Origin of the sequence: Streptococcus sp. WB01_FAA12 (genome assembly GCF_012843315.1) — a bacterium.
Lineage (GTDB): Bacteria > Bacillota > Bacilli > Lactobacillales > Streptococcaceae > Streptococcus.
In genome coordinates, this window is sequence record NZ_JABAEX010000004.1 from 1 (window position 1) to 15,380 (window position 15,380).

At 38.2% G+C, this 15,380-nt stretch carries 16 protein-coding genes, 9 tRNA genes and 1 pseudogene; 19 read left to right on the forward strand and 7 right to left on the reverse strand.

Going from position 1 to position 15,380, the window contains the following annotated elements; all coding sequences use genetic code 11:
* The first annotated feature begins 1 nt into the window (after position 1).
* The 9 genes from HF881_RS05970 (at position 2) to HF881_RS06010 (ending at position 766) form a co-directional block, all read left to right on the forward strand.
* Positions 2-73 (forward strand) — tRNA-Glu (locus HF881_RS05970).
* Positions 74-78: 5 nt separating this feature from the next.
* Positions 79-168, forward strand: a tRNA-Ser gene (locus HF881_RS05975).
* Positions 169-180: 12 nt separating this feature from the next.
* Positions 181-254 (forward strand) — tRNA-Met (locus HF881_RS05980).
* A 3-nt stretch (positions 255-257) separates the two neighbouring features.
* Positions 258-330, forward strand: a tRNA-Phe gene (locus tag HF881_RS05985).
* Positions 331-344: 14 nt separating this feature from the next.
* Positions 345-425 (forward strand) — tRNA-Tyr (locus HF881_RS05990).
* Positions 426-430: 5 nt separating this feature from the next.
* Positions 431-501, forward strand: a tRNA-Trp gene (locus HF881_RS05995).
* Between the two features lie 14 nt (positions 502-515).
* Positions 516-588, forward strand: a tRNA-His gene (locus HF881_RS06000).
* 13 nt (positions 589-601) lie between these two features.
* Positions 602-673: transfer RNA gene (locus tag HF881_RS06005), tRNA-Gln, on the forward strand.
* A 9-nt stretch (positions 674-682) separates the two neighbouring features.
* Positions 683-766, forward strand: a tRNA-Leu gene (locus HF881_RS06010).
* A gap of 86 nt (positions 767-852) precedes the next feature.
* Here HF881_RS06010 and HF881_RS06015 read toward each other — a convergent pair.
* From HF881_RS06015 to HF881_RS06035, 5 genes are read right to left on the reverse strand one after another with little or no spacing between them, the layout of a single operon-like run.
* Entirely contained in the window at positions 853-1,986 is a 1,134-nt protein-coding gene (locus tag HF881_RS06015) for a site-specific integrase (protein ID WP_049550050.1), read from the reverse strand.
* Positions 1,987-1,989: 3 nt separating this feature from the next.
* Positions 1,990-2,184, reverse strand: a complete 195-nt coding sequence (locus tag HF881_RS06020) for a DUF3173 domain-containing protein (protein ID WP_000598356.1) — start codon at positions 2,182-2,184, stop codon at positions 1,990-1,992.
* 59 nt (positions 2,185-2,243) lie between these two features.
* Positions 2,244-2,630, reverse strand: coding sequence for a hypothetical protein (locus tag HF881_RS06025; protein WP_061599443.1), 387 nt, complete (start codon positions 2,628-2,630; stop codon positions 2,244-2,246).
* 2 nt (positions 2,631-2,632) lie between these two features.
* Positions 2,633-3,829 (reverse strand): replication initiation factor domain-containing protein, encoded by a 1,197-nt coding sequence (locus HF881_RS06030; RefSeq protein WP_009732036.1) that lies wholly within the window; start codon positions 3,827-3,829, stop codon positions 2,633-2,635.
* A 40-nt stretch (positions 3,830-3,869) separates the two neighbouring features.
* On the reverse strand, positions 3,870-4,343 hold the full coding sequence (locus HF881_RS06035) for a hypothetical protein (protein WP_000182279.1): 474 nt from the start codon (positions 4,341-4,343) through the stop codon (positions 3,870-3,872).
* 319 nt (positions 4,344-4,662) lie between these two features.
* Here HF881_RS06035 and HF881_RS06040 point away from each other — a divergent pair, with 319 nt between their 5' ends.
* Entirely contained in the window at positions 4,663-5,109 is a 447-nt protein-coding gene (locus tag HF881_RS06040) for a helix-turn-helix transcriptional regulator (RefSeq protein WP_000287814.1), read from the forward strand.
* 163 nt (positions 5,110-5,272) lie between these two features.
* Here HF881_RS06040 and HF881_RS06045 read toward each other — a convergent pair whose 3' ends face one another.
* A complete protein-coding gene (locus tag HF881_RS06045; protein ID WP_009732038.1) occupies positions 5,273-5,599 on the reverse strand; it encodes a multidrug efflux SMR transporter in 327 nt (108 codons plus the stop codon).
* A gap of 172 nt (positions 5,600-5,771) precedes the next feature.
* Here HF881_RS06045 and HF881_RS06050 point away from each other — a divergent pair, with 172 nt between their 5' ends.
* A complete protein-coding gene (locus HF881_RS06050; protein WP_009732039.1) occupies positions 5,772-6,170 on the forward strand; it encodes a hypothetical protein in 399 nt (132 codons plus the stop codon).
* Between the two features lie 334 nt (positions 6,171-6,504).
* On the opposite strand, the pseudogene HF881_RS10405 reads toward HF881_RS06050, so the two are convergent.
* A pseudogene (locus HF881_RS10405) lies at positions 6,505-7,025 on the reverse strand (IS3 family transposase).
* A gap of 271 nt (positions 7,026-7,296) precedes the next feature.
* On the opposite strand from HF881_RS10405, the gene HF881_RS06065 reads away from it, so the two are divergent.
* The 8 genes from HF881_RS06065 (at position 7,297) to HF881_RS06100 (ending at position 15,353) form a co-directional block, all read left to right on the forward strand.
* Positions 7,297-8,574 (forward strand): gamma-glutamylcysteine synthetase, encoded by a 1,278-nt coding sequence (locus HF881_RS06065; protein WP_169446802.1) that lies wholly within the window; start codon positions 7,297-7,299, stop codon positions 8,572-8,574.
* A gap of 75 nt (positions 8,575-8,649) precedes the next feature.
* Positions 8,650-10,134, forward strand: a complete 1,485-nt coding sequence (gene thrC, locus HF881_RS06070) for a threonine synthase (RefSeq protein WP_169446803.1) — start codon at positions 8,650-8,652, stop codon at positions 10,132-10,134.
* A 60-nt stretch (positions 10,135-10,194) separates the two neighbouring features.
* Positions 10,195-11,475: an MATE family efflux transporter gene (locus tag HF881_RS06075; protein ID WP_169446804.1), complete on the forward strand. Its 1,281-nt coding sequence runs from the start codon at positions 10,195-10,197 to the stop codon at positions 11,473-11,475.
* A gap of 3 nt (positions 11,476-11,478) precedes the next feature.
* Positions 11,479-12,099 (forward strand): HAD-IA family hydrolase, encoded by a 621-nt coding sequence (locus HF881_RS06080; RefSeq protein WP_169446805.1) that lies wholly within the window; start codon positions 11,479-11,481, stop codon positions 12,097-12,099.
* A 165-nt stretch (positions 12,100-12,264) separates the two neighbouring features.
* Complete coding sequence (locus HF881_RS06085; RefSeq protein WP_169446806.1) at positions 12,265-13,383, forward strand: LysM domain-containing protein; 1,119 nt, start codon at positions 12,265-12,267, stop codon at positions 13,381-13,383.
* Positions 13,384-13,532: 149 nt separating this feature from the next.
* Positions 13,533-14,396 carry a DUF2262 domain-containing protein gene (locus tag HF881_RS06090; protein WP_169446807.1) on the forward strand — a complete coding sequence of 288 codons (864 nt, stop codon included), beginning with the start codon at positions 13,533-13,535 and terminating at the stop codon, positions 14,394-14,396.
* A gap of 158 nt (positions 14,397-14,554) precedes the next feature.
* A complete protein-coding gene (locus HF881_RS06095; RefSeq protein WP_000723483.1) occupies positions 14,555-14,980 on the forward strand; it encodes a MarR family winged helix-turn-helix transcriptional regulator in 426 nt (141 codons plus the stop codon).
* Positions 14,981-14,990: 10 nt separating this feature from the next.
* On the forward strand, positions 14,991-15,353 hold the full coding sequence (locus HF881_RS06100; protein ID WP_169446808.1) for a DUF1304 domain-containing protein: 363 nt from the start codon (positions 14,991-14,993) through the stop codon (positions 15,351-15,353).
* The last annotated feature ends 27 nt before the right edge of the window (positions 15,354-15,380 follow it).

Here is a 15,380-nt window from a genome sequence, read left to right on the forward strand (position 1 = left end):
TGGTCCGTTGGTCAAGGGGTTAAGACACCGCCTTTTCACGGCGGTAACACGGGTTCGAATCCCGTACGGACTATTTTTGGAGGATTACCCAAGTCTGGCTGAAGGGAACGGTCTTGAAAACCGTCAGGCGTGTAAAAGCGTGCGTGGGTTCGAATCCCACATCCTCCTTTTTATTATTAACGCGGGATGGAGCAGCTCGGTAGCTCGTCGGGCTCATAACCCGAAGGTCGTAGGTTCAAATCCTGCTCCCGCAATTTGGCTCGGTAGCTCAGTTGGTAGAGCAATGGATTGAAGCTCCATGTGTCGGCGGTTCGATTCCGTCTCGCGCCATGTACTTATGACTAGGAAGGGTAGCGAAGTGGCTAAACGCGGCGGACTGTAAATCCGCTCCTTCGGGTTCGGGGGTTCGAATCCCTCCCCTTCCATGGATACGGGCATAGTTTAAAGGTAGAACTAAGGTCTCCAAAACCTTCAGTGTGGGTTCAATTCCTACTGCCCGTGTTAATAAGATTATGGCGGGTGTGGTGAAGTGGTTAACACACCAGATTGTGGCTCTGGCATGCGTGGGTTCGATCCCCATCACTCGCCTATTTTATATTATTGGGGTATAGCCAAGCGGTAAGGCAAGGGACTTTGACTCCCTCATGCGTTGGTTCGAATCCAGCTACCCCAGTTACTATTTGCCGGCGTGGCGGAATTGGCAGACGCGCTGGACTCAAAATCCAGTGTCCGCAAGGACGTGCCGGTTCGACCCCGGCCGCCGGTATAGATTGAAAGACAAGGTTTTCGGACCTTGTCTTTTTTTATTTGATTGTTGAATTTGTAACGCTGAGTTACTTAAAATTACTAATTTTATAACAGATCATCTAATTTATCCGCTAATTTTTGTTGCTTGCTTGGATACAAATGTGAGTAAGTATCTATTGTTGTAGTTATAGATGCATGGCCTAATCTTTCTTTTACGACAAGATAATCTTCTCCTTGATTTATTAGTAGGGAAGCATGTGAATGCCTGAAGTCATGAATTCTTATCTTTTTTAAAGAACCATCTCTTTGCAATATTTTTTTATATTGTTTTTCGATTGAATCTTTAGTTATTGTAATCGGGCTATTTTGAAATATCTGTAGATCATCTAGGTTGGTTGTAAATTCTTTCAATCTTTCATGCTGTATTTGTTTCCACTCTTCTAGTGTCTCTACTAGTTTGGTATTCATGATGATTCTTCGAGTTCCAGCCTTTGTCTTTGTGCTACTAATGTGTTCTTCACCTTTTTTGACGTATACTGATTTACTTACATGGATTGTATTTGTTGAAAACTCTATGTCCTTCCACGTTAGAGCAAGAGCTTCTCCCAGTCTTAGACCAGTAAAAAATAGAACTGTGAATAGTAATTTTATATTGTATTCTTCGTTGCTAAATAGTGTTAAGAAGTGCTTAAATTCTTTTACTGTCCAGAAATTTAATTTTGCTTTTTCTATTGGTAATTTTTTCAGTAATCCTACGGGATGTTCCTTGTAAAATCCCTTTCTTAATCCAACATCCATAATTTTCTTTAGTAAAATTATAATTTTATTAATAGTATTTGGACTTAGCTTCTTTTCTGAGTTTTGAGCATTTTTATCTCTTAGATGTTCTCTGAATTGATAGATATCTTCATAAGTTAATTTAGCTACATCATCAACTTTTTCAAAATAGTTTTTTATATGCCTGTTATAGTTGTTTTCTTGTGTATCTATATAGCTTTGTTTTCTGTTGTTTATTTTATCCTCTTCTTTTAAGAGATCATAAAGGATATCAATTGATATTTTTGAGTTGAAACTTTTTTCTTTAAGTTCGACACTTCGTAAGTATTGTTCGGCCTCCAATGCTTCTTTTTTAGTTTTGAATCCTTTTCTTACAATTCTACGTTGTTTTAGAGATATTGGATTTATACCATTGGAAACATCGACAATCCAAGTTCCGTCTATATTTTTACGTAAAGCCATAAGTTACGCTTCTTTCTGGAGTTCAATTCCTAATAGTTCTTCAGCGACACTGGCTGGAATTGTACCTATCCGTTTGTTATCGTAGATATTAAAACCACGATTCACTAATAGTAATTTGCCAGTATGGATAATCTTTCTTGCAGTTCCTGGAGCAAATCCAAGTTCGATAAGGTCATCTTTTGTTACAGTTTTAATCATGTTATCTCCTTTTCTAATTAGATTAAGTAAGGGGAGGATTTACTCCCCTTGTCTGATACTTATTTTTGTTTTACATCTACTAAATGGATAGCATCCGCTTTATAGTACATTGTCGTACTAATCATAGTGGCTTGTAAATTGTCAAATGTAACTGGTACTTCATCCATTGCTTGGATATAGTCATTATCAACTAAAGCTTCTGGATTGTCTACTGAGACTTGGGTTGATTTCTTTTTGAATTGTCCATCCTTGATCGTTACATTGTATTTCCAACCAATGATTTTATCGGTATTAAAACGTCTTTCGCTACCATCTCGGTTTTTGATAATTTCTCCGTTTGCATCAGCTCGGACTTCCGTTTCAAATTTTGGAATGACTTCATCCAATTCAAATTTTGTTCCAATGTTATTAAAATTCCAGTCATTTTGTGAAAGCATTTTTGCCATAGTTAATTTCTCCTTTTGATATTTTCTTTGATTGTGGGGATCAAATCCTCTCTTTTAAAGAGTATTGCCCTTTCTATTAATCCACTTGCTAAATCTGGTGGATATTCCATATTGTTGAGTGCGAGATAGTTAGACTTCTCATACTCATGCAGTAAGTTATTGTCGTATAGAAATTTATACGCTTTTAGAATAGCTCCAGAACCTTTATAGGTAAACCATTCTAATTTTTGTTCTAGTTCTGTTTTTGGTTTTGAAATAATGATAGACACAGGTTTTGAGTGACCTAAAAACTTTTCCCAAGATCTCAAAGGTTTTGAGAAGTGACTATCACTATAGAACCTCACTTTTTCTTTGAGATATCCCTTGGTAAAGTTGAGAAGATCTATTTCTGAATGCAACCATTCTTGAATGAAGTAGTGAGCTTTTTCTTTCCTAAGTTCTAACTCAGTTCTTATCCAATTTTCTATATACCGCTTGCTGATACCGAGCTTCTCAGCTCGTTCTAAGCGTTTATCGTAAATTCTAAGTCTTTCATCATCATTGGGTTTTCTCAAATATAAGGTCTGGCCGATTGTTTCATCTCCGTAGGTATTGTAGTAGGTACTTTTTCCATATATAAAGCGTTTCTTCTGACAAATCTTTAGAAGCTGATTAGGAGTGAAATAGGGTGTTTCATTAAAATCATCTATTGCAATATCAATTCGTCTTACTGAAAATTGATTGTAATTGTAGTAGAGGTTGTTCAGAAACTGTCTTTCGGACAGACTATTTGGATCTAATACCATATCTCTATAGAACTCGAGTGCCTGTCCTGACATGACAAGCATGTAGGACGACTCTTTCGCTCCATAGTAGATACGGATATTTCCATAATGAAGCTGGCTATCATAGTTATAGTATTTAAGGCTCCCTATATTCTCAATAAATAGGTCATAGTCAAGAAATAGAATGTCTTCGATTATTTCTCTTGGCGAAAATTCAGTCTTATCAAACTGAATTTGAATCCAGTCAAATACAGAACGTAAATGTTCATTTTTTGCCATAGATTTTGATTCAACTTTTTGCCTAATTTTGCCACCCTTAAAATCTGCGAAACCCTTGGCAATACTGAATTCTTTCGATGGTACACCTAACTTGCAGAGGGTGGTGTTACTACACACCCTATCGGTCAAAAATGGTCCGTCCGCATCTACGCTCATTTTCGGCTTTCTGCCTCATGGCTCAGCCGAAAACTCGCTATTAGCCGAACCTATTTTTTGACCTCTTGTTAACAAACCCTAGTAAGCCGGTTTGCATCGACTCTTCAATATCTTGGATTTTCTTTTTTAGGTTGGAATTCTCAATTTTTATCAGTCGCATTTCTCGCTTAAATTCCTGTTTTAAGGCGCTCAGTTCATCGTAGAGCTCATCTATTACTTGGTTTAGGGATTCATGTTCATTGTCTGCTAGACTCCCAAATACGGCTTGTATAGCCTCTTTTAGACCTATTTCAAGTTTTAGTTTAGCTAACTTTTGAAATTGTCTAAGGTCTTCGTCTGTAAAATCATAGGCAACTGTATAACTTAATTGATGAGTTCTGGGATTTCTACTGATAGGAACTTTAATTTTCTTAAATTCCTTGCCACTTATCTCTTTAATCAGTTGAATCCAATTTTTAAGAGTAGAGGTAGAGTTTAGGCCAGAAATTTGATTTACTAACTCTTTATTGGTCATCTTTTTGTGAAACCTCCGAAATTTTCTTGTGCAACTGAAGAGTTTTCTGTGGTATAATTGTTACATAATATGTTTTGATCTTGGAACGAACGGCACATTTGTTTCAAGATTTTTTATTTTGTCGAATCCTACCTCCTTTATTAAAATTTTTTAAATCGACTACTAGTTACATACGCTTTTACCTCCTTTTATGCTATAATATTCTCAATGGAATATTCAATCTCAAAATAAATATTCCTTATGGAATAATTCTATTTTATACCGTTTAGAATATTTTGTCAAGCTAAAATATACGAATAAGAATATCTATAGGAGAATTATGTATACAGAGGATTATAAATTTTCAGAGAGGTTAAAAACTCTCAGAAAATCAAAAAAGTTAACTCAAGTACAAATATCGGAATTAATTGGAGTTCAACAAGGGACATATTCTCGGTGGGAGAATGGAACGTTAGAACCAGGATTAGAATTCGTTGTGAAATTAGCAAATATCTTTGGGACTACTACAGATTATTTGCTGGGACAAAAACCTTATTCAATTATCAGTAGTTTACCTCTAGAACAATTAGATCTTACCAATATTGCAAACTTTTCAAAGGATGAGTTTGATATTTTGAAACATTCAATAGCAGTTTCGGTGGCAAGAAATAAAATAAAGGCAACAGAACTAAAAGATAGAGTTATAGAAAAAAATCAGTTGTCAGAAAAAGATGCAGAACTTTTGAATAAGATTTTTGAAGAAGTTAAAACTTATTGGGAAAATTAGGAGGACGCTAGTCTTCAAAATTCCCTCCCAAAATGTGTCCAAAATATTGACAGAATTCTAGCTTTTCATTATAGTTCTTATGGAACTTTTTTTCTACAACAAAATAGGCTCCATAATATCCATAGGGGATTTACCCACTACAAATAGTATAGAGCCGGTTTTATTAATGTCCTGCATTTCCTAATAAGTTAACCATGACAACACCAATGATAATCAAAATTAAACCGATAATGCTATAAACATTTAGTGTTTCTTTGAAAATCATTACTGCGATAGAGGCTGTCAAAACTAAACCGACAGCTGACCATGTTGCATAAGCTATTCCTAAAGGAATTTTTTGCATTGCTAGTGAGAGGAAATAGAAACAAACGCCATAGCTAAGTAGGGCAGAAACGGTTGGAATAGGCTTTGTAAAACCGTCTGATAATTTCAAAAGGTTAGTTCCCAATATCTCTCCTACAATGGCGATAAAAAGATAAAAGTATGACATGTCTTTAACCTCCTATATGTCATGTTTTTGCTCTAAGAGCTATTATAGCTATCCGTTTTTTATAAATCTTGGCACAAGTCATGAGAATTTGTAGTAAAACTGTGGCAGACACTTTTTCAGAACCAATAGCTGATAAGTTTAGTATATCATAAGATAAATTTTAAAAAAAGTCTTGATTTATTTCAATGTCTTGCGTGGTCTCGATTTTACTGGTAAAATTACTTTTAAGAACTTTAAAAAAGAGGTTTCTATATTTGACAAAACAATGACTTGTTGTCCCGAATGTGGGCATCCTTTGGAGAAAAAATTTTTAAAAGATGAGGGAGATATTCCTTATTGTTCACAATGTGCGAGTTTTCGTTTTCCAGTCTTTAATACAGCAATTAGTGCGATTTTATTTAATGAAAAACATGATAAGATTCTCTTGATTAAGCAATATGACATGGCTGAGCATATTTTGCTAGCTGGTTATGTGTCTAATGATATTCACAACCAATTTCTACAATCATTAAAGGCAATTAATTTAGCCTCTCTTATTACGGATATGGGTAATAAAATTGCACAAAACTAGTCCAAAACTCTTTTTAATAAGGAGTATACTTTCTAGCATTTTATAGTTACTAAAAAGTATCTAAACTTTGGAAGTGATACTAAGTTTTAAAAAATATTATGGAAAAAAAGCTTATAAAATCAATATTTCTGAGATTTAAAACTAATAATATTAGACTCAAAATCCAGTGTCCGCAAGGACGTGCCGGTTCGACCCCGGCCGCCGGTATAGTAATGAAGACAAGGTTTTAAGACCTTGTTTTTTTGTTATGTGACTATTAGTCCGTCTCGCTCCGTAAGGTGCGAGACAACTAAACCACCCGCTATTGTACTGCCCCCAAAAGTTAGACAATTAATTAAGTAAAGGATTTAGTTCTGTATTGTACAGGACTAAGTTCTTTTAGTTTGACTTTAATTCGTTTGTTGTTGTAGTAATCGTAGTAATCGATGTAGTTTACAATGGTTTTCTCCAAATCTTCAAGCGACTGAAACATCTTCTCATATCCATAAAACATTTCTGATTTCAAAATACCGAAGAAGAACTCCATCATACCGTTGTCGGGGCTGTTGCCCTTGCGTGACATGGATGCGTGAATTCCTTTACTCTTTAGGAATCGATGATAAGAATTGTGTTGGTATTGTGCCAGCCAATTTGGAAGCATTCCACTACTTGGAAGTGCAAATTCGAGAGAAACACTTCTTTGTGAACAACCTTCCAGCAGAACTTTATCAATTTTTTCTTGCTTTAATTCAGGGAAATAGTAACGGTTTTTCCCTTTCTTGATACTTTCTATTCCGTAACGATCAATCAACCGGATTAAGTATCTAAGATTTGAAAGATTAATTCCATATTTTCTGAAAGACGCTTAAAGCTGATTCCTTATTTTCTTAGTTCATAGATTTGAACTTTATCTTCATAATTCAATTTCATAATAAAACACCCCAAAAGTTAGATTTTTTCTGTCTAACTTTTGGGGATCAGGACATAGACGGGTGATTATGATTTCCTACTAAATTCTATCTTTTTTAAAGTGTTATAAAGGCTCAATAATTATTTTTGAGTGACATTCTAATTGTTTTTGAAAGGAATTTTGGTATAATATTACTTATTCACATTTTATGTAGATTATGAAAGAGTTTGGTGGTTAATGTCTCGTTCGGTTGACTTGCTTAAGAAGCGCTACTTAGAAAATATGAAAGAGAAGCCTGATTTATTTGTGGGAATTGAGCTGGAGTATCCTGTTATCAATTTAGAGGGGAATGCTACAGATAGTGAGGTTGTAAAGGATCTCTTTCGGTATTTACCATCAGTTCTGGGTTTTACTATCGAAAAAGTAGATGACTTTGGAAATCCAATTCAGTTGCAAGATCCAGTTAGCCAAGATACTATCTTATTCGAAGTCTCCTATACAACTATCGAGTTTGCTTTCGGTAGGGCGGAAACTATCCAAGAGGTTGAAGAGCGTTTTAGAGCCTACATTGATTTGATTCAGAAAAAACTTGGGGAAGCAAATCATGCTATAGTTGGCTCTGGAATCCATCCATACTGGGAGAAGAATGAGAATCAACCTGTTGCTTATGCACGTTATCAAATGTTAATGAATTATTTGAAGTTGAGCAGAACAGTTCTAAGGTCAGATTTACATGATTACCCGCAATATGGTGCTTTTATCTGTGGAAGCCAAGTTCAATTGGATGTTTCAAAGTCTAACTATTTGCGTGTCATCAATGCATTTACTCAGATCGAAGCTGCCAAAGCTTATTTGTTTGCCAATTCTGAGTTTTCGGGGGCAGATTGGGATACCAAAATTTCTAGAGATATTTTCTGGGAAAAATCTATGCATGGTATCTATCCAGAGAATGTAGGTGTCAATGCTAGACTCTTTAAGGATGAGGATGATTTTTTTGACTATCTAAATCATTCTGCGATTTTCACAGCGGGGCGTGATGGGCAGACCTATTATTTTTATCCTGTTCAGGCTAGGGATTATTTGACTACACCTGAAATTCATGCCTTCTCTCTTGATGGGGAAGAGATTCTTCTTTATCCTCAGGAGGAAGATTTCCAAACTCATCGTAGTTACCAGTACCAAGACTTAACGACTCGAGGGACTATCGAGTTTCGTAGTGTGTGTACGCAACCTCTAAATAGAACCTTTGCTTCAGCAGCTTTTCACTTGGGCTTGTTGGTCAATTTAGACAAGCTTGAAGCTTACTTGCGAACTGCTCCATTTTTTACCACAGCTGGTCGTGATTACAAGTCTTTAAGGAGACAATTTTCTAAAAAACAACTCACAGATGAGGAAGAAGCTGCGGTTCTCGAGTTTTCTAAAGACTTACTCATTCTAGCTGAGGAAGGACTGGAGAAAAGAGATAAGCAAGAAATGATCTATTTACAGCCTTTGAAAGAAGAATTGGGATTATAATTTTTGCTATAAAGCGAGAATTTTCTGAAAAATCATGATATAATGGAAGAGACTATAGATAAAGGATAGAGATTCATGACATTAGTTTATCAATCAACGCGTGATGCCAATAATACAGTAACTGCCAGCCAAGCTATTTTGCAAGGTTTGGCGACGGATGGTGGTCTGTTTACACCGCTTACTTATCCAAAGGTGGATTTGGATTTTGAAAAATTGCAAGATGCTTCTTACCAAGAAGTGGCTAAGTTAGTTTTGTCAGCCTTTTTAGATGACTTTACTGCGGAGGAGTTGGACTACTGTATCAACAATGCCTACGATAGCAAGTTTGATACCCCAGCTATTGCGCCATTGGTGAAACTGGATGGGCAATACAACTTGGAATTGTTCCATGGTTCTACGATTGCCTTTAAAGATATGGCCTTGTCCATCTTGCCATACTTTATGACAACAGCTGCTAAGAAACATGGTTTGGAGAACAAAATCGTCATTTTGACAGCGACATCGGGTGATACTGGAAAAGCAGCTATGGCTGGATTTGCGGATGTACCTGGTACTGAGATTATCGTTTTTTATCCAAAGGATGGTGTCAGCAAGGTACAAGAGTTGCAAATGACCACTCAAACTGGAGACAATACTCATGTTATCGCTATTGATGGAAACTTTGATGATGCGCAAACAAATGTGAAACATATGTTTAACGATGTAGCTCTTCGGGAAAAGTTGGCTACTAACAAACTGCAATTTTCATCAGCTAACTCTATGAACATTGGTCGTTTGGTACCACAGATTGTCTATTATGTTTATGCCTACGCTCAGTTGGTCAAGTCTGGTGAGATTGTGGCTGGTGAAAAGGTCAACTTCACAGTACCAACAGGAAACTTTGGAAATATCTTGGCTGCCTTTTATGCCAAGCAAATTGGTCTTCCAGTTGGCAAATTGATCTGTGCTTCAAATGACAATAATGTTTTAACTGACTTCTTTAAAACACGTGTTTACGATAAGAAACGTGAGTTTAAGGTAACGACTAGTCCATCTATGGATATCTTGGTATCCTCAAACTTGGAGCGTTTGATTTTCCATCTTTTGGGGAATAATGCGGTTAAGACAACTGAACTCATGAATGCCTTGAATACACAAGGACAATATGAATTGACAGACTTTGATGCAGAGATTCTGGATCTCTTTGCAGCTGAATATGCGACTGAGGAAGAAACTGCGGCAGAAATTAAACGTGTTTATCAAACAGATGCTTACATCGAGGACCCCCACACAGCTGTTGCCTCAGCAGTTTATAGAAAATACCAAGTGGCTACTGGCGATGTAACAAAGACCGTGATTGCTTCAACAGCTAGTCCATACAAGTTCCCAGTGGTTGCAGTAGAAGCTGTAACAGGGAAAGCTGGCTTGACTGACTTTGAAGCTTTGGCTCAATTACATGACATTTCAGGAGTGGCAGTGCCGCCAGCAGTTGATGGGCTTGAGACAGCTCCTGTTCGTCACAAGACAACAGTGGCAGCTGCTGACATGCAAGCAGCGGTTGAGGCTTATCTAGGACTTTAAGACAGAGGAAGTAAACTCGGTTGGGAAACCAACTGAGTTTCTTTTCATCAGGAGGACAGATTGTTTAGGAAAAATAAAGACATTCTCAACATTGCCTTGCCCGCTATGGGCGAAAACTTTTTGCAGATGCTCATGGGGATGGTGGACAGTTACTTGGTCGCCCACTTGGGCTTGATAGCTATTTCGGGTGTTTCAGTAGCTAGCAATATTATCACGATTTATCAGGCGATTTTCATTGCTCTGGGAGCTGCTATTTCTAGTGTTATTTCAAAAAGCATGGGGCAGAAAGATCAGTCGAAGCTAGCTTATCATGTGACTGAAGCGTTGAAGATTACCTTGCTACTGAGTTTGCTTTTAGGGGTCTTGTCTATCTTTGCTGGGCAAGAGATGATAGGACTTTTGGGGACTGAGCAGGCTGTGGCTGAAAGTGGTGGACTTTACCTTTCTTTAGTGGGTGGTTCGATTGTTCTTTTGGGCTTGATGACTAGTTTGGGGGCCTTGATTCGTGCGACTCATAATCCACGTCTACCCCTCTATGTTAGTTTTTTATCCAATGCCTTGAATATTCTCTTTTCAAGTCTAGCTATTTTTGTTCTTGATATGGGGATAGCTGGTGTTGCATGGGGGACTATCCTGTCTCGCTTGGTTGGTCTTGTGATTTTATGGTCACAATTAAAGCTGCCTTATGAGAAACCGTCTTTTGGTCTAGATAAGGACTTGTTGACTTTGGCTATACCAGCAGCGGGAGAACGTCTCATGATGAGAGCTGGAGATGTCGTCATCATTGCCTTGGTTGTTTCTTTTGGGACGGAGGCAGTAGCGGGAAATGCAGTCGGAGAAGTCTTGACACAGTTTAACTACATGCCTGCCTTTGGCGTCGCTACGGCAACGGTCATGCAGGTGGCTCGAGCAGTTGGAGAGAATGACTGGGAAAGAGTAGACGAGGTAAGCAAACAAACCTTTTGGCTTTCTTTCGTCCTTATGTTGCCCTTGACACTTGGCATCTATGCCTTGGGAATACCGTTGACACATCTCTTTACGACGAATCCTGTAGCGGTTGAAGCTAGTGTTTTGGTGGCGCTTTTCTCACTACTAGGGACTCCTATGGCGATAGGGACAGTGATTTATACGGCAGTTTGGCAGGGGTTGGGGAATGCTCGTCTCCCCTTTTATGCGACAAGTATCGGGATGTGGTGTATCCGCATTGGGACAGCCTATCTGATGGGAATTGTGCTTGGTTGGGGCTTGCCAGGTATTTGGGCGGGAACCCTTTTGGATAATGGTTTTCGTTGGTTATTTCTACGCTACCGATACCAGCGTTATATGAGCTTGAAAGGATAGGAAATGCAAAAAACAGCTTTTATTTGGGATTTAGATGGGACCTTATTGGACTCTTACGAAGCGATTTTGTCAGGGATTGAGGAAACCTTTTGTCAGTTTTCTATTCTATATGATAAGGAGAAAGTGAGAGATTTTATCCTCAAGTATTCGGTGCAGGATTTGCTGGAGCAGGTGGCAGAAGAGCGAAATTTGGATGCTAAAGAGCTCAATCAGGTGCGTTCCCAGAGTTTGGCTGAGAAGAATGCCCAGGTAGTTTTGATGCCAGGTGCGCGTGAAGTACTAGCTTGGGCAGATGAAGCAGGGATTCTGCAGTTTGTTTATACCCATAAAGGAGACAATGCCTTTACCATTCTAAGAGACTTGGGTTTGGAATCCTATTTTACAGAAATTCTGACCAGTCAGAGTGGCTTTTCACGGAAACCAAGTCCAGAAGTGGCTACATATTTGCTAGACAAATATGAGTTGAATCCTAGGACTACCTATTATATAGGGGACCGGACTTTGGATGTGGAATTTGCCCAGAATAGTGGGATTCAAAGCATTAACTTTTTAGAGTCATCTTATGAAGGGAATCAGAGGATTCAAGTACTTGCAGATATTCCTTATATCTTTGAGGAAAAGTGATGAGAAGATTGTGTCAGTTTTGTGACAGAAAGCTAACAAACTATTTCAACTGATCTAGTTTGTTACAAGGAATGGACAGTTCTGTTAAATAGCCCCGAGAGGGCTTTTTTTCTACTTTTTTTGTGTTATGATAGACAGGTACTCATTTGAAAGGAATGTGAAAGAATGAAGAAAAGAATTATTTTAGCCTCAACAGTAGCCTTGTCTCTTGCCCCAGTTTTGGCAACTCAAGCAGAAGAAATTGCATGGACAGCACGTAGCGTTGAGCAAATCCAAAATGATGTGACGAAAAACAAGAACAAAAATAGCTATACAGTTCAGTATGGTGATACCCTGAGCACAATTGCAGAAGCCTTGGGTGTAGATGTCACAGTTCTTGCTAATTTGAATAAAATCACTAATATGGACTTGATTTTCCCAGAAACTGTTTTGACAACGACTGTCAATGAAGCTGAAGAAGTAACAGAAGTTGAAATCCAAACTCCCCAAGCAGACTCTAGTGAAGAAGTGACAACTGCGACAGCAGATTTGACAACTAATCAAGTGACAGTCGATGAACAAACAGTTCAAGTAGAAGATCTTTCTCAACCAATTGAGGAAGTACCAAGTGCAACAGAGACCGAAAAAACAACAGAAGTAGCGCCAAGTTCAGAAGTTTTTGAGACAACAACAGTTGCTGAAGAGACACCATCTACAGAAGTACCTGTAGTTGAAGAAACAGCTGAAACGACTCCAGCGGAAAAACCAGTAGCAGCTGCACCAGCAACAGAAACGCCTGCTGATACAACGGAAACAAGTGCAACAGAAGAAACAGCAGCATCAACAGCAACTTCTGACACCGCAACTTCGACTTATCAAGCAGAGCAAAGCCAAACTCCTTCAAGAACTTATTCAGCTCCAGCGGCTCCTGACTATGCAGGACTTGCTGTAGCTAAGTCTGAGAATGCTGGTCTTCAACCACAAACTGCAGCCTTTAAAGAAGAAGTAGCCAACTTGTTTGGCATCACATCCTTTAGTGGTTACCGTCCTGGAGACAGTGGCGACCATGGAAAAGGTTTGGCCATTGACTTCATGGTTCCAGTGAGTTCAGCACTCGGAGACCAAATTGCAGAATATGCAGTCCAAAATATGGCTAGCCGTGGCATCAACTACATCATCTGGAAACAACGTTTCTACGCTCCATATGATAGTAAATATGGACCTGCCTACACTTGGAATCCAATGCCAGACCGTGGTAGTGTGACCGAAAACCACTATGACCACGTTCACGTATCTATGAATTAAGAATAATAAGAAGCTATACATTTAAAAGTGTAGCTTCTTTTTGTGTAAAATAGTATTAATAAGTGAAATAAAATCTAAAACATGTTAAAATGTAAGCGAATACAAAACTATACTAACGCTTTTAAGCATAGAGAGAAAGGATGAAGTGAATGACAAATCGATTAAAAACTCTATTTGAGAAAACAAGAGATGATTTTGAAGAGGAATTTTGTGGTGAAATTGTCGAATTCTTGATTTTTACCCTCCAAAATGTAACTGGGGCCGCTTCTTTAAAAGATGGTTGTAAAATGCCGTCCGTTCATTTTAAAGCTAGTGTCAATGTTGCAACCCAGGAATTCTCTGAACGTGAGGGACGTTTGGAATGGGTATTGACTCCTGAGGAATTTGAAGAAAAGAGATGGGGCTTTAGTTTTGAACCCTACAAAATTCATCATATCAAATGTCAAAAACGCCCTTTCATGGAGTTAGAGCCATATATGTCAGAAGTAGCTAATAACTGCTACCACTTGCTGGAATACCTAGATGACCAATCCTCAGACTCTAGGTTAGAGACCTTGATTGAAACCTATCAAAAACCGGTCATCATTCAAGACGATATTGGCGAATTCACCTTAAACAGAGCCTATTCTTGGTTTGAAGGATTTATCACTTACGAGGGTGGTAAGATTCATGCTATCTTTGCTGCGAGTGCAGATGAAAGTCTCCCTCCAAGTTCTTTTGATGATCTAAAGAAATTTATGGGAACTTTCCAAGTTCAAGATACTCGGATTAAAGACTATATTGTCAAAGAACTGTGGGAAACAGCTCAAGACTGGATAGATTCAGATGAAAATGATGTGGAGTTAACAGAAGAGTATTTTACCAACTCTCTTTCCTTGAGTGAACTATCGATCAACGAAGACAGGGAGTTGACCCTCTACTATGATGATAGCGAGGAAATTTTTGCAGGCCATGCCATCGAAGTTGTCATTGATAAAGAGGGAGAAATCCTTCGAGTAGATTTGGTAGGTTAGTGCTGGATTTTATCTAGAATATAGAAATAATAGCCTTTTGGGTTTGAAACCAAGAGGCTATTTTTCGTGAGTAAGCAAAATGGTTGCGTTTTTAATCTTTCTGTAATATACTTGATAAGTCAATAGTTGATAAATCAAGTGTACACAAGGAGGTAGAAATGAAAAAAATTAACGACTTACTGTACCAGCTCCATTTAACAGATCAGATGATCACTCAACTTTTTGAGAAACAATTGGGAATTAGTTTGACCCGCTATCAAATCTTGCAGTTTTTACTGCAGCAGTCACCCTGCAACCAGATTGCCGTTCAGGAGAAGTTGCAAATCGACCAGGCGGCCTTGACCCGTCATTTTAAGATACTAGAGTCAGAGGGCTATGTCAGTCGCAAGCGTAATCCGGCCAATCAACGAGAAGTCTTAGTTGAATTAACCCAAGAAGCCAAGAATCAACTCTTAGTCAGTCCGCCTAAACATCATTTGCGAGTGAAGGAACAGATGGAGAGCATCTTATCGACAACCGAGCAGAAAGAGCTAACAACTTTACTGACGAAACTAGTGTCAGGTTTAGAAAAAATAGAATTTTAAGGAGAAAACGATGTCAATCATTACTACTATTTTAGCAACCCTTGTTGCCCTCGAACATTTTTATATCTTTTATTTGGAAAGTGTGGCTACGCAATCAGATACTACTAGTCGCGTGTTTAATGTGGATAAGAAAGAACTGGCTCGTCCTTCAGTGAGTTCACTGTTTAAAAATCAAGGGATTTATAATGCTTTGCTGGGTGTCTTTCTCTTGTACGGGATTTATTTCTCACAAAGTTTGGAAATTGTGACCATCTTTGTTTTATTTGTGCTTGGTGCAGCGACCTACGGTTCTCTAACAGCAGATAAGAAGATTCTTCTGAAGCAAGGTGGGCCTGCTATTTTGACTCTGCTGAGTATGTTGCTTTTGAAATAAGAAAACTAGCGTCCTGAACGACGCTGG

Coding starts and splice junctions, on each gene's coding strand:
- HF881_RS06035 (WP_000182279.1), bottom strand. CDS start 4,343: ATGACCAATAAAGAGTTAGTAAATCAAATTTCTGGCCTAAACTCTACC.
- HF881_RS06025 (WP_061599443.1), bottom strand. CDS start 2,630: ATGGCAAAAATGCTTTCACAAAATGACTGGAATTTTAATAACATTGGA.
- HF881_RS06100 (WP_169446808.1), top strand. CDS start 14,991: ATGTCAATCATTACTACTATTTTAGCAACCCTTGTTGCCCTCGAACAT.
- HF881_RS06020 (WP_000598356.1), bottom strand. CDS start 2,184: ATGATTAAAACTGTAACAAAAGATGACCTTATCGAACTTGGATTTGCT.
- HF881_RS06090 (WP_169446807.1), top strand. CDS start 13,533: ATGACAAATCGATTAAAAACTCTATTTGAGAAAACAAGAGATGATTTT.
- HF881_RS06045 (WP_009732038.1), bottom strand. CDS start 5,599: ATGTCATACTTTTATCTTTTTATCGCCATTGTAGGAGAGATATTGGGA.
- HF881_RS06095 (WP_000723483.1), top strand. CDS start 14,555: ATGAAAAAAATTAACGACTTACTGTACCAGCTCCATTTAACAGATCAG.
- HF881_RS06085 (WP_169446806.1), top strand. CDS start 12,265: ATGAAGAAAAGAATTATTTTAGCCTCAACAGTAGCCTTGTCTCTTGCC.
- HF881_RS06015 (WP_049550050.1), bottom strand. CDS start 1,986: ATGGCTTTACGTAAAAATATAGACGGAACTTGGATTGTCGATGTTTCC.
- thrC (WP_169446803.1), top strand. CDS start 8,650: ATGACATTAGTTTATCAATCAACGCGTGATGCCAATAATACAGTAACT.
- HF881_RS06030 (WP_009732036.1), bottom strand. CDS start 3,829: ATGAGCGTAGATGCGGACGGACCATTTTTGACCGATAGGGTGTGTAGT.
- HF881_RS06080 (WP_169446805.1), top strand. CDS start 11,479: ATGCAAAAAACAGCTTTTATTTGGGATTTAGATGGGACCTTATTGGAC.
- HF881_RS06040 (WP_000287814.1), top strand. CDS start 4,663: ATGTATACAGAGGATTATAAATTTTCAGAGAGGTTAAAAACTCTCAGA.
- HF881_RS06065 (WP_169446802.1), top strand. CDS start 7,297: ATGTCTCGTTCGGTTGACTTGCTTAAGAAGCGCTACTTAGAAAATATG.